Raw genomic sequence first — 13,768 nt, 5'->3', positions numbered from 1 at the left:
GGCCGACACCAGTCGCGGAATGAGGGGGACGAATGCCAAAGCGGAAAGACGCATCGCCGTCGCTGGATGGTCGCGTCAATTCGACCACCGAGCGGCACCGATGCGTCGACTCCGATCGCGCCCGGCGATCGATCGATCAGGACGGTCGAGCGTAGGCGGATTCCGGGTGGCGACCCGGCCGGGCCCGGGTTCGTCCGGACACGTTTGGTGGCCGNGCGGGGCTGGTCGAGCCGAGGCGGAGCCCGGGCGGCGATCCGGCAAGGCAACGCCGCCGGCCGTCGTCCGGGCCCGCCGAAGGGCCGACCAGTCCCCGCGAAGACAGTCCCTAGTAGAGCAGCGTCACCGAGGGGTGGATGTCGAGCACCGCGCGGCCGTAGTCCTCGAGGATGATCGGCGCGTTCAAGGCGTTGTGGCGGCTCATCACCGAGATGTCACGCCAGAGACGCTGCAACGGGTTGGACAGGGCGAAGGCGCTGCCGCCGACGGCGTCCAGCAGCTTCTCCACGCCGGCCCGCGACTTCTCCTGGGCGGACTTCTCGTGCATGCGCAGCCGCGCCCGGTCCAGCCACGGCATCGGAGCCGTCTCCGGCACGCCGTCGAGCTTCTTGGCCACCTCGAACAGGTGCAGGCGGGCGGTCTCGATGAGGTGGGAGGCCTCGGCGAACGCCATCTGCACCGACGGCGCGTCGGAGGCCGCGGCGTAGTTGACGTAGGTGATCGGCCGCCCCTTGGCGAGGATTTCCCGGGTGACCTCGACCGCGCCCTGCGCCGCGCCCACGATCGCGGCCAGCGACTGCAGGCTGCCCTGGATGAGCATGGAGTCCCGCTCGTCCTCGCCGACCAGGTCGGTGAGGCTGAACGGCACCGCCAGGCGGTCCGGGACGAAGACGTCCTCGGCGATCGCCGTGTGGGTGCCCGAACCGGCCAGGCCGGCCGAGTGCCAGGTCCGCTCGATCTTGAGGTCGCTCATCGGGACGACCGCGCCGACGAGGTCGGTGGTCTGCTCCTCGCCCTCGTAGACGTGCACCACGGGGATGTAGGCCCAGTCCGCGATCTCGCAGCCGGAGCTCCACGGGAACGTGCCCGACACCTTGAAGCCGCCCTCGGTGCGGTACGCCTTCGTGGTGGTGAGGTGGGCGGTGGAGATGACGTACGCGTCGGGGTTGCCCTCGAACATCTCCGCGATCGCCGTCTCGGGCAGCGCGTTGAGCGCGAACCGGGTCGATGCCGTGTCGATGGACAGGTTCCAGCCGGCCGACCCACACGCCTTGCCGACCTCGTAGATGATCTCCACAAGGTCCGGCATACGCAGGTCGTACCCGCCGAACCGGGTCGGCGTGGTGAGCCGGAACAGCCCCGCCTCACGCAACGCGACCACGACTTCCTCCGCGAGCCGGCGGTCCTGCTCGGTCTTCACCGCGTGCTCGCGGATCAGCGGAGCGAGCGCGCGGGCACGCGCCACCAGCTCGGCAGGATCGACCGCCGACTGGACCTCCTGCTCACTGGCCAGTGCTGTCACGACTTCCTCCTTGTTTGGGTCGTAGGCCGACCCCTGACGGGGAGGGCTCCACCGCACCGCGTCTCGCGGTCGAGTCAATCCCTTCCGGCCAACGCAAACCAGCGCTCCGGAAACCAAAAACCGACCGCCGGCTGGTACCGGGGAACCAGTACCAGCCGGCGGCCGGTCAGCGTGCGAACGGACGGATCAGCCCGTGACGGGACGGATCAGCCGGCGATGACCGGCCCGCCCTCCCCGTCCTGCGCCTTGGCGTGACGGTCGAACATCACGCCGCAGATGACCGCACCGATGAGGAACACCACCGCGCCCCAGAAGAACGCGGTCGTGTAGCTCTCCACGGCGGCCTCGGCGACCAACTGCGGGCCGGGGGTCTTGCCCTTGATGTAGTTGTCCGCAGCGGTGACCGCCAGGGTGCTCAGCAGGGCGGTGCCGATCGAGCCACCCACCTGCTGCACGGTGTTGACCAGCGCCGATGCCGCACCCGCGTCCTCAGTCCGGACCCCGACCGTGGCCACCGCGGCACCGAGCGCGACCACGAGCCCGAAGCCGATGCCCGCGATGAAGGTCGGGAACATGACACTGCCGACGTAGGAACTGTCGGTGGAGAGGCGGCTGAGCCAGAACGAGCCCCCTGCCGCCAGCACCAGGCCGGCGGGGATCAGGATCCGCGCGCCCAGCTTCGGCTCCAGCGCCGGCGGGATGGTGGTCGCGCCGATGGCGATGCCCACGATCATGGGCAGGAACGCCAGACCGCTCTGGATCGCCGAGAACTCCAGGATCAGCTGCAGGAAGTAGGTCAGGAACAGGAACTGCACGAACAGGCCGATGCCCAGCAGGAACATGGACAGGTACGCGCTGGCCCGGTTGCGGTGCAGCACGATCCGGATCGGCAGCAGCGGGTTGGCGATGCGCTGTTCGAGGATCACGAACACCACCAGCAGCACCACGGCCGCGACCAGGAAGCCCCAGACGTCGGGGTCGCCCCACTCACCCTCGGCCGCGTTGGAGAAGCCGTAGACCAGGCAGAACAGGCCCACCGAAGCGGTGATCGTGCCCGGCAGGTCGAGCTTCTCGGGACGCTGCTCGGCCCGCTGGTTCTGCATCGTCGCCAACGCACCCAGGAACACGGCCGCGGTGAAGAACACGTTGACGTACAGGCACCAGCGCCAGTCGAGCCAGTCGGTCAGCACGCCGCCGAGGATCAGGCCGAGCGTGAGCCCACCGCTGCCGAGTGCGCCGTAGACGCCGAAGGCCTTGACCCGCTCCTTCGGATCCTTGAACGCGGTCAGAAGGAACGACAGCGCCGCGGGTGCCACGAGGGCGGCGAAGGCGCCCTGGAGCGCCCGAGCCGTGATCAACATGGCGAATCCGTTGGCCGCGCCACCCAGGACGGACATGATGCCGAAGCCGGCGATCGAGATGATGAGCGACCGCTTGGCCCCGATGAGGTCGACGATCCGGCCGCCGAGCAGCAGCAGGCTGCCGAAGGCGAGCGCGTAGGCGGTGATGACCCACTGCCGGTCCCCGTCGCCGAAGCCGAGATCCGCCTGCGCGGACGGGAGCGCGATGTTGACGACTGTGGTGTCCAGGAAGATCGTCAGCTGGGCGATACCGATGACCGCCAAGATCTTCCAGCGGTTGACGTAATTGCGGTCGGGCGAGCCCCCCGCCGCCACCGTGGACCCAAGATCCGTCGATTCTGACATTTACTTACCCTCTGTTGGTGGGACCGGGCCATCGGGTGATGGCCCGACAAACATGTGCCGGCGGTCGTCAGGAGGCGACCGGCTCGAAGCCGTGCCGCCTTGCCAGGTCGACGACGGTGTCCACCCGCCGACGAGTAAGGGGACCGCCGTCCGCAGCTCCATCGCTGCCGGACAACGCGATGACGATCGGCTCGACCGCGCCTGCCAGCAGTTCGCCACGGCTAAGCCAGGCATTCACATCCGACAATACCGATTTGCCGTCTTGCACGCAGAGTAGCCCGCCGCGGACGTACCGTAAATCGTCGCGGGAGGTGACTTTGGCGGATTCCGCGCCCGTCCCGAAAAAGGACAGGTCACAGACCACCGCACCATCGGCCAGGTACTTTTCGTCGAGCACGGGAACCGGGCTCGAATGGGCCGAGAACACCAGCTGGGCCTGGCGTACCGGCTGAAGGTCGTCGGTCGCGACGACGAACGGGCTGCTGCCGTAGGTCTCGTGCAGGTGCGCGGCGACGGCCTCGGCGCTCGGCTGCTCCCCGGAGCGCCCCTCGGCCAGCCACCGTGCCACGGGCGGCTCGGCAGCCAGCGCCGCCGCGATCCCGGTCAGCTCGCCGCCGGCCGCGATCAACGACAGCGCCTCCTGGTAGATCCGATGCTCCGCCGCCCGCAACCGCTCGGCGGCATCCGGCCGCCCGCTCCCGACCAGGACGATCTTCTCGACGTCCCCCACGCTGAGCGCGGCGAGGGCCGAGCCGACGCGCCCGCCGCCGCCGACCACCGCCAACGTCGACGCGCCGGGTGCGGCCTGCCGCGCGGTGGCGAGCGCGGACCCGACCGCAAGCGCGCTGCCCGCGGTCACCGTCACCCCGGGCACCCGGAGGACGGCACCGTGACCGCTCACCCCGCCCAGGCCGAACCCGAGGCCGATCGTGTCGCAGCCGTCCGCCCTGGCCGCGCGGACCCGACGGTCGAGGTCGAGCGCGATCAGGAAGGTCTGCCCGGAGACCTGGTATTCCCGCAGCTGCTGCGGGGTGACCAGCAGGGGATAGACGGTGACGTCGACCGACGTGCCCTCCGGCGAGTCGACGCGGACGGGCGCCGCGGTGGGCAGGTCCTTCAGCAGCTCGTTGCGCCGGGCGTAGCCGAGCAGGTGATCGTCGCCCAGGTCGGCCAGTGACGGGTCGAGGTCCCGCAACGCGTCCGGAGTCAACGGGTACGCGACCAGGCCCACCTTGCGGGTCGCCGGTGCGGCCGGCGCCGCCGACGTGGCCGCGTCGGCCCCAGCGGGCCGGAAGTCCCGGATCTCCGCGCGGGGCAACTGCTGCGGCGACACGCCGGCCAGCGGAGCCACCAGCGGCAACGCGTCCTGGTTGCGCAGGATCTCGCAGACCTGGCGAAGGCCGGTGCGCATCTGGTNCTCGCGGTCGGACCGGTACGGATCCGGTGCACCAGGTGCAGATAGCTGCCGAGTTGGAAGACGAGCAGCCCGGCCTGCGCCTTCTCCCGGATGACCGGCGAGGAGGCATTGCTCTGGTCGGCGAACTCCAAGCCGATGAGCAGCCCTCTGCCGCGGACGTCGGCCACCACGTCGGGGTACTCGGCGGCCAGCTCACGCAGCATGCCGAGCACGCGCTCGCCCCGCTCGGCGGCCCGGTCGTAGGCAGCGCCCCCCTCCGCTTCGAGCAGTTCCAGCGTGCGCAGCGCGATGGCCGTGGAGAAACCGTCCTTCGCGAACGTCGAGCTGTGCACGAGCTCGAACTCCGGGCGGTAGCGCGACTGCCGCACCAGCATCGCCGAGCTCTTGGCGATGCCGCCGCCGAGAGACTTGCCCAGCACGATGAGGTCGCCGGCCAGCCCGATGTGGGCCCCGGCGAAGAACTTGCCCGTCCGGCCCATCCCGCTCTGGATCTCGTCCACCACGATCGGGCAGCCGATCTCGTCGCAGATCTGCCGGAGCCGGGTGACGAAGTCGGCGGTCAGCTCGCGGATGCCGCCCTCACCCTGGATCGGCTCCACGATCAGTCCGCCGAAGACGGGGAAGTCCCGCTCGACGAGCGTCACCCTGCCGTCGACCACCTGTACGTCGAGCACGGTGAGCCGGTGCTCGGCCGCGGCGGCCGCGAACGCCTCCGCATCGTCCGGCGACACGAAGTGCACCTGCGGCCCGAGCGCGGTGAACGCCCCGCGGAACGCCTGGTTGAACGTGAACTGGGTGCTGCCGACGAGCTTGCCGTGGAACGCGCGCTCCAGCGCGAAGAAGACCGGGGCGACCCCCGCCCGCGACACGTTGTGCTGCGCCACCGCGCCGAGCAGCGCCGCGAACTCCTCAGCGGTCGTCGGCGCCGGCACGTCGCCCGGCACGAGGGACGTGTCGTCCGGCAGCGACGCCGCACCGGACGCGACGGCGGTCGCCGCCACGTGGGCGTTCCACTCGATCTCCTCGAAGAGGCTCTTCATCCGCAGGACGCGGTCGAACTCGCAGTGCTTGACAGCCGCCTCGACGGCCTCCGCCCCGGTGTTGGCGAAGATCACCGAATAGGGCTCGGTGCCGGGGAACTCCCGCCCGAGGATCTCGTTCAGCACCGCACCGACCCGGTCCGCCAACGGGTGGGCGGAGTGCTGGGAGTGCACCGGCCAGCCGTCGTCGAGCAGCTTCTTGCCGTACGCCACGATCTCCGGGTGGTTGTGCCCGAGCATCAGTGAGCCCCAGCCGCCGAGCAGGTCCAGCACCGGCACCTCAGCGCCGTCGCCGTCCAGGTGGTACAGGGTGTTCTTCTCCGCCCGGACGTACTCGACGTCCAGGCCGAAGGTGCCGAGCATTCCGGTGAGGAACGCCTCGGTGTACCGGGCGGGTGCGTTCACCATGTCTCCTTACGGTCAGCGGTTCGGATATGCGGAGGACCGGCCGAGTTCGCGGTCGATGAAGTCGAGGACCTCGCTCTCGGTCGCGTCGGCCAGGTCGTCGCCGGTCGTGGCGCCGGCCTCGCCGGACCGGGCGGGAGCCCAGGCCTTGTTCCAGCGGGCGAGGATGGCGGCCAACCGGTCGGCGATCTCCGCGCCACCCGGTGACCCGTCGTTCCCCTGGTCGATCGGGACGGCCATCAGGACCGCCTCGAGCTTGTCCAGTTCGGTCAGGGCGACCTGCCGGCTGACCCCGTCGGTCAGGTCGAGCCGCTCCAGCAGGTGCTCGACCAACGCCACCGGCGACGCGTAGTCGAAGACGAGCGTGGTCGGCAGCGAGAGACCGGTCTGCTCGGCCAGGCGGTTGCGCAGTTGCACGGCGGAGAGCGAGTCGAAACCCGCGTCCCGGAACGACGTCTCCCACTGCACGCTCTCCGGCGTGGCGTGACCGAGCACCGCCGCCGCCTCGGCCCGCACCAGGCCGCGCAGGTACGCCTCGGCCTCGGCCACCGTCATCGCGGCGAACCGGTCAGCGGGCCGGTCGGCGCCGGCCCGACGGCGCGCGGCGCGCGGCACCATCCCGCGCAGGATCGTCGGGACCGAGGCGGCGTCGCGGGCCAGCGCGGCCAGGTCGAGCGGGGCCGGGGCGACCACGGCGTACCCGGTGGAGAGCGCGGCGTCGAACAGCTCACACGCCTCGTCCCCGGCGATCACGCGCAGTCCCGCCTGTCCCCCCTCGACCATCCGGCCCCAGGCCAGCGACACCGCGGGCAGACCCGCGGACCGTCGCCGCGCCGCCAGCGCGTCCAGCCAGGCGTTGGCCGAGGCGAAGTTGGCCTGGCCGGGACTGCCGAGCATGCCGACCACGGACGAGAACAGCACGAACAACGTGAGCGGGGCGTCGGCGGTCAGCTCGTGCAGGTGCCACCCACCGTCCACCTTGGGCCGCAGCACGTCGGCGACCCGCTCGCGGGTCAGCGCGGTGAACACGCCGTCGTTCAGGACGTTCTCGGTGTGCACGACGCCGGTCAACGGGCGCTCCGCCGGTACGCCGGCGAGCAACGCCCGCACGGCCTCCCGGTCGGCGAGGTCGCACGGGACCACCGTCGCCGTCGCGCCGAGACCGGTCAGGTCGTCCCGCAGCCGGGCGGCGGCCGGGTCGGCCCCCCTCGGGTGGGTGAGGAGCAGGTGCTCGACACCGTACGCGGTGACCAGATGCCGGGCGATCAGGGCGCCCAGTGCCCCGTCGGCACCGGTGACCAGCACCGTGCCGCCGCTCGCCGGCACCGGCGGAACGCCCGTGCCCAGGTCCGACGGCTCCAGCCGGGGCGCGAGCAACCGGCCGGCCCGGACCGCCAGCTCGGGCTCACGGGTCTGCGCCACCGTGAAGAGCAGATCAGCCGAGGCCGGATCGTCGTCCAGGTCGACGAGCACGATCCGGTCGGGATTCTCCGCCTGCGCCGAGCGCAGCAGTCCCCGCACGGCGGCGCCGGCCGGGTCGAGGACGTCGTCGTCCGGTGCGACGGCCACCGCCTGCCTGGTCACCACGACCAGGCGCTGATCCGGCAGGTCCTCCTGGGCCAGCCAGGACTGGGCCACGTCGAGGGCCTGCTCCACCGCGCGGTGCACGGCGGCCACCTGGTCACCGGTCGTCTCCGGCCCGGAAGGACGGAGGAGCAGCACGTCCCAGGGCGTGAACGAGGTCACCGCCTCCTTGACGTCGCCGAACCGCAACGGCGCCACCTCGGCGAGGTCGCCGACGCCGTCGCCGAGCAGGGCCAGCAGGCTCTCCGGTTCCTCCTCGTCCACCGGCTCCACCGGCACCCACCGCAGGGTGAACAGCGATGCCGCGCCCGGCGGCGGGGGCGGCGGGGCGCCGTCCGTGGCCAGCCGCGCCGGGAGCAGCCGGACCGCCCCGGCGGTCAGGACCGGCAGTCCGGCCTCGTCCACCGCGTCGAGCCGGAACCCGTCGTCACCGGCCGGGGAGAGGCGCACCCGCAGCACGGCCGCCTCGGTGGCGTGCAGGACCACGCCCTCCCAGGACAGCGGCAGCATCGCGGCGGCACCGTCCGGCGTGCCGTCGGGGGCGTCGATCAGCAGCGGCTGCACGGCGGCTTCCAGCAGTGCCGGGTGGATGCCGAACCGGCCGAGGTCGGTCGTCGCCGGTTCCGGCAACCGGACCTCGGCGAACCACTCGTCCCCTCGGCGCAGCACCGACCGTAGGCCCTGGAACACCGGGCCGTACCGGTGGCCGGTGGCCGCGAGGTCCTCGTAGCTCCAGTCCACGGCGCGGGCGCCGGTCGGCGGCCACTGGGCGAACTCAGCCGCCGGGTCACCGGCGTCGTCCGGGGCGGCCGGCGCGAGCGTCCCGGTGGCGTGACTGGTCCACTCCCGCAGCACGTCGCTCTCGCCGACGACGTCGGCCCGGCTGTAGACGCCCACCGACCGCCGGCCGGCCTCGCCGGGAGCGCCGACGACGACCTGCACCTCGACGGCGTCCTGAACGGGCACCACGAGCGGGGCGGTGACCGTGAGGTCGGTCAGCACCGGGCAGGCGGTCGAGTCGCCGGCCCGGACGACCAGGTCGACCAGGGCCGCACCGGACAGCACCGGTACGTCCGCCACAACATGGTCCGCCAGCCAGGGATCGGTGTCGAGCGACAGCCGACCGGTGAACACCAACTCGTCCCGGCCCGCCACCGCCACCGCCACGCCGAGCAGGGCGTGCCCGGTGGTACGCCGGTCATCGTCGGCCCGGCCGCTGTCGCCGGAGGCGGCCCAGTACCGCTCGCGCTGGAACGGATAGGTGGGCAGCGGGGTACGGACCGCGCCGGTGTTCACGAAGACCGCCGTCCAGTCGACGGCCGCGCCGGCGACGAACAGCTCGCCGACCGCCTCGAGCACGCGGCGCAGCGCCGGCCGGCCGGTCTCCCGCAGTCGCACCGAGGTCGGCAGCAGCCGTTGCCGACCCGACTCGGCGAACCGGGTCACGCGCTGCTCGGCCATCCACCGCGCGGCGGCCTCGGCCCCGGCGGACCCCGCCAGGCCGATCGGGTCACCCGCGCCGAGCGGACCGCCGGTGCGCAGCGAGACGACCGGGAACCGGCCCTCGCCGAGGTCCACCTCGGCCCGCTCCCCCTGCGTCAGCACCCGGGCGACGTCGGCCGGCGAAAGGGCGCCGGCGACGTAGGCGGCGGCGACCTCGCCGAGCCCGCTGCCCGCCACGCAGCCGAAACCGACGCCCCAGGCCTCCAGCAGGCGGAACAGCGCCACCTCGGCGGCGACCACGGTCACGTCCGGTACGTCGCCGAGCCGGGCCACGGTCTCCTCGAACGCCCCCGCGTACACCGGCGACGCCGCGAGCAGCTCGTCGTGCAGCTCACCGCCGCCGTCGCCACCGAACACGTACGCGGTCCGGCCGTCCCCGGCCGCCGGCGACTCGCTCTCGGCGATCTGCCGCAGACCGGCGAGCGCCGCGGATCCGCCGCCGGTGACCAGCACCGCGCGGTGGTCGAACACCGACCGGCCCGCCAGCGTGAAGCCGACGTCCAGCGGGCGCGGCGCGGTCTCCTCCGCCAGCACGGACAGCAGGCCGGCGGCCTGTGCCCGCAGCGCCTGCGGCGACTTGGCCGACAGCACCCACGGGATCACCGGAAGGCGCACCTCGTCCGGCGCGGACGTACGGACCGGCTCCTTGGGGGCCTGCTCCAGGATCACGTGGGCATTGGTGCCGCTCATCCCGAACGCGGACACCGCGGCCCGACGCGGCCCGTCGACCTCCGGCCACGCGCGGGCCTCGGTCAGCAGTCGAAGTGCGCCCGACGACCAGTCGACGGCGGTCGTCGGCTGGTCGGCGTGCAGGGTCTTCGGCAACAGGCCGTGCCGGATCGCCATGATCGCCTTGATCAGTCCGCCGGCGCCGGCCGCGTGCTGGGTGTGCCCGATGTTCGACTTGATGGACCCCAGGTGCAGCGGGCGGTCCGCCGGACGTTCCCGGCCGTACGTCGCCAGCAGCGCCTGCGCCTCGATCGGGTCGCCGAGCCGGGTTCCGGTGCCGTGCGCCTCGAGCAGGTCCACCTCGGTCGGGGTGATGCCGGCGTTGGCCAGGGCCTGCCGGATGACCCGCTGCTGGGACGGGCCGCTCGGCGCGGTGAGGCCGTTCGACGCGCCGTCGGAGTTGACCGCACTGCCCCGGACGACCGCGAGCACCGGGTGGCCGTGGCGCCGGGCGTCGGAGAGCCGCTCCAGCACGAACACGCCGACACCCTCGGACCAGCCGGTGCCGTCCGCGCCCTCGGCGAACGCCTTGGACCGGCTGTCGGGTGCCAGGGTGCGCTGCCGGGAGAACTCGATGAACCCGATGGGCTGGGCCATCACCGTGGCGCCGCCCGCGAGGGCGAGGCCACACTCCCCGCTGCGTACCGCGTTGGCGGCGAGGTGCAGTGCCACCAGCGCAGACGAGCACGCGGTGTCGATGGACATCGTCGGACCTTCGAGCCCGAGGACGTAGGAGATCCGGCCGGAGCCGAAGGACGGCGTGGAACCGGTCAGCAGGTAGCCCTCGGCGCTCTTCTCCAAGCCGTCGGCACCACTGCCGTACTCCTGCGCGGTCAGCCCGGCGAAGACGCCGGTGTCGCTGCCCCGCAACGTCTGCGGGTCGATCCCGCCGCTCTCCAGCGCTTCCCAGGACGTCTCCAGCAGCAGCCGCTGCTGCGGATCCAGGGCGAGCGCCTCGCGGGGCGAGATGCCGAAGAAGCCGGCGTCGAACTCGGCGGCGTCGTAGACGAACCCACCCGCCCGCGGGTAGAACGTGCCGGGCTTGTCCGGGTCGGGATCCCAGAGTCGGTCGATGTCCCAGCCTCGGTCGCGGGGCAGGTCGGAGATCGCGTCCACCTCGTCGGCGACCACCCGCCACAGCTGCTCCGGCGTGCTCGCCCCGCCGGGGAACCGGCACGCCATCCCGACGATGACCACGGGATCGTGGTCGCCGCCGGGTCCCGGCACCGCCGCGGCGACGGTGGCGGTCGTCGTCGCCAGTTCGCCGCCGAGTTCGGACAACAGGTGCCCGGCCAGCGCGGTCACGGTCGGATAGTCGAAGACCAGGCCGGGTGGCAGCACCAGACCGGTGGCCTCGGAGAGCTGGTTGCGCAGCTCGACGGCGGTCAGCGAATCGAACCCCAGGTCGCGCAGCGGCACGTTCTCGTTGACCCGCTCGCCCGGTGCGTACCGCAGCACGGCGGCCACCTCGGCGCGGACCAGGTCGGTGACGTGTTCCAGGCGGTCGTGTGCGGGCAGCGCCGCCAGCCGGTCGGCCAGGGAACGCTGGTCGGTGACGCCCTGCCGGACCACCCGGCGGGACGGGCGGCCGGCCAGGGCGCGCAGCATCGGCGGCACCGTGCCCGACTCCGCCCGCAGGGCGCGCAGGTCGAGGTGGACCGGCAGCAGCACCGGCTCCCCGGCACTCAGCGCCCGGTCGAACAGCGCCGTCCCGGCCTCTGGATCCAGGGGTCGCAGGCCCGAACGGCGCAGCGCGCCGGAACCGTCGTCGGTGACCGCGGCCTGCATGCCGCCCGCCACCGACCAGAGGCCCCACCCCAGCGACACGGCCGGCAGGCCGCGGGCGCGACGGTAGCCGGCGAGCGCGTCGAGGAAGTGGTTGGCCGCCGCGTAGTTGGCCTGGCCCGCGTTGCCCAGCGTGCCGGCCAGCGAGGAGAAGAGCACGAACAGCGCGAGCGGCTGGTCGCTGGTCAGCTCGTGCAGGTGCCAGGCGGCGTCGGCCTTCGGGCTCAACACGGAGGTGACCCGGTCGGGGGTCAGTNTGACGATGCCGTCGTCGATGACGCCGGCGGTGTGCACCACGCCGGTCAGCGGATGCGGCGCCTGGATCGAGTCGAGCACCGACGCGAGCGCGGCCCGCTCGGCCACGTCGCAGGCCACGATCCGGACGGTGGCGCCGAGCGCGGTGAGGTCACGGGCCAGATCATCGGCGCCGGGGGCGTCGGGACCCCGGCGGCTGGTCAGCACCAGGTGCCGCACGCCGTACTCGGTGACCAGGTGCCGGGCGAACAGCGCACCGAGCGCACCCGTGCCGCCGGTGACCAGGACGGTGCCGTCCGGGTCCGGGCGCTGCACCTCGCTGTCCGGCTCGGTACGCGCGGACAGCCTCGGCACGTTCACCACGCCGGCCCGCACCGCGACCTGGTCGTGGCCCGCCGTTAGCACCGCGGGCAGCACCGCGAGCGAGGCGGGATCGTCGTCGACGTCCGCCAGCACGATCCGACCCGGGTGCTCCGCCTGCGCGGACCGCAGCAGACCCCAGACCGCGGCGCCCACCAGGTCGGTGGCGACGCCGTCCACGGGCGTCACCGCCTCCCGCGTGAGGACCAGGAGGCGGCCCGGCCGGTCGTCGGCGAGCCAGCCCTGCAGCAGATCCAGCGTCGCGGCGACCTCGTGGTGCATCGACTCGACGACGTCGCCGTCCGTCGGCGCGGCGCGGACGGCGACCAGGACGTCGGCGTCGGCGGCGTCGGCCAGGGTCGCCCGGCGCGGCCGCCCGGGCAGGTCGCCGAGCGTCCGGTCCGGGTCGCCGAGCAGGACCCACTCACCGGTGGGTTCGGCGGGGGCCACCTCGACCGGCGTCCAGTCCACGCCGAACAACTGACCGGCCGTCGCGGGTCGCGCGGCTGGCTGGTCGGCGACCGGACGGGCCTCCACCGACCGCACCTCGGCGACGGGTCGGCCGGCCTCGTCGGCGAGCTGCACCTGGCAGGAGGTGCCGCCCTCGGCCTCGTCGCCGAGAACGACCCGGACCCGCAGCGCGGAGGCGCCGGTGGCGTAGAGGTTGATGCCGTGCCAGGCGAACGGGAGCAGCAGCGTGAAGTCGTCGCCCGCGTCGGCGATGGCAGCGACCACGCGCGGGTGGATGGCGGCGTCGAACAGCGCCGGATGGATGCCGAACCCGGTGGTGTCGGTGCGCTCCGGCAGGGCCACCTCGGCGAAGAACTCGCTGCCGGCGGAGCCCTCCCGACGCCACAACGTGTGCAGTCCGCGGAACACCGGGCCGTAGACGTAGCCCCCATCGGCCAGCCGGTCGTAGAAACCGTCGGTGGCCATCGGCTCGGCACCGGCCGGGGGCCACTGGACCAGCTCGAAATCCGGCTCGGCGGCCACCGAGGACAGCCGACCGGTGGCGTGACAGGTCCACTCCTCGACGCCCGTGTCGTCCTCCCGGCAGGAGTGGATCGCGAACGGCCGGTCCCCGGAGTCCCGCGGCTCGCGCACCACGACCTGGACCCGGACCCCGCCGGTGACGGGGAGGACCAGCGGGGTGAGGACGACCATCTCGGCGACGCCGGAGCAGCCGACCTCGTCACCGGCCCAGATGGCCATGTCGAGCAACGCGGTGCCCGGCACCAGCGCCCGGCCGCCGAGCTGGTGCTCGGTCAGCCAGGCGTGCGTGCGCGCCGAGAGCCGGCCGGTGAACACCACCTCGTCGGCGTCGGCGACCCGGACCACCGCGTCCAGCATCGGATGGCTCGCGGCCACCTGCCCGGCCGACACGACGTCGCCCGACGGCAACTCCGGCAGCCAGTAGGGCTGGTGTTGGAAGGGGTAGGTGGGCAGGTCGGTGAGGGTGGGCGTG

At 72.9% G+C, this 13,768-nt stretch carries 5 protein-coding genes; all 5 read right to left on the bottom strand.

Features of this window, described 5'->3' with window-relative positions:
• Positions 1–325: 325 nt before the first annotated feature.
• Positions 326–1,519, bottom strand: coding sequence for an acyl-CoA dehydrogenase family protein (locus B1205_RS25455; RefSeq protein ID WP_089157920.1), 1,194 nt, complete (start codon positions 1,517–1,519; stop codon positions 326–328).
• 206 nt (positions 1,520–1,725) lie between these two features.
• Positions 1,726–3,144: an MFS transporter gene (locus B1205_RS25450; RefSeq protein ID WP_254910193.1), complete on the bottom strand. Its 1,419-nt coding sequence runs from the start codon at positions 3,142–3,144 to the stop codon at positions 1,726–1,728.
• A 148-nt stretch (positions 3,145–3,292) separates the two neighbouring features.
• On the bottom strand, positions 3,293–4,420 hold the full coding sequence (locus tag B1205_RS30435) for a hypothetical protein (RefSeq protein WP_254910192.1): 1,128 nt from the start codon (positions 4,418–4,420) through the stop codon (positions 3,293–3,295).
• Between the two features lie 11 nt (positions 4,421–4,431).
• On the bottom strand, positions 4,432–6,045 hold the full coding sequence (locus B1205_RS30430; protein ID WP_441338560.1) for an aspartate aminotransferase family protein: 1,614 nt from the start codon (positions 6,043–6,045) through the stop codon (positions 4,432–4,434).
• A 57-nt stretch (positions 6,046–6,102) separates the two neighbouring features.
• Positions 6,103–13,653 (bottom strand): SDR family NAD(P)-dependent oxidoreductase, encoded by a 7,551-nt coding sequence (locus tag B1205_RS30425; protein WP_441338559.1) that lies wholly within the window; start codon positions 13,651–13,653, stop codon positions 6,103–6,105.
• Between the last annotated feature and the right edge of the window lie 115 nt (positions 13,654–13,768).

This window comes from Micromonospora sp. NBS 11-29 (genome assembly GCF_002140155.1).
Lineage (GTDB): Bacteria > Actinomycetota > Actinomycetes > Mycobacteriales > Micromonosporaceae > Micromonospora.
Note: the sequence above shows the minus strand (reverse complement) of the source record. Positions and strands in the feature narration are given on the sequence as shown.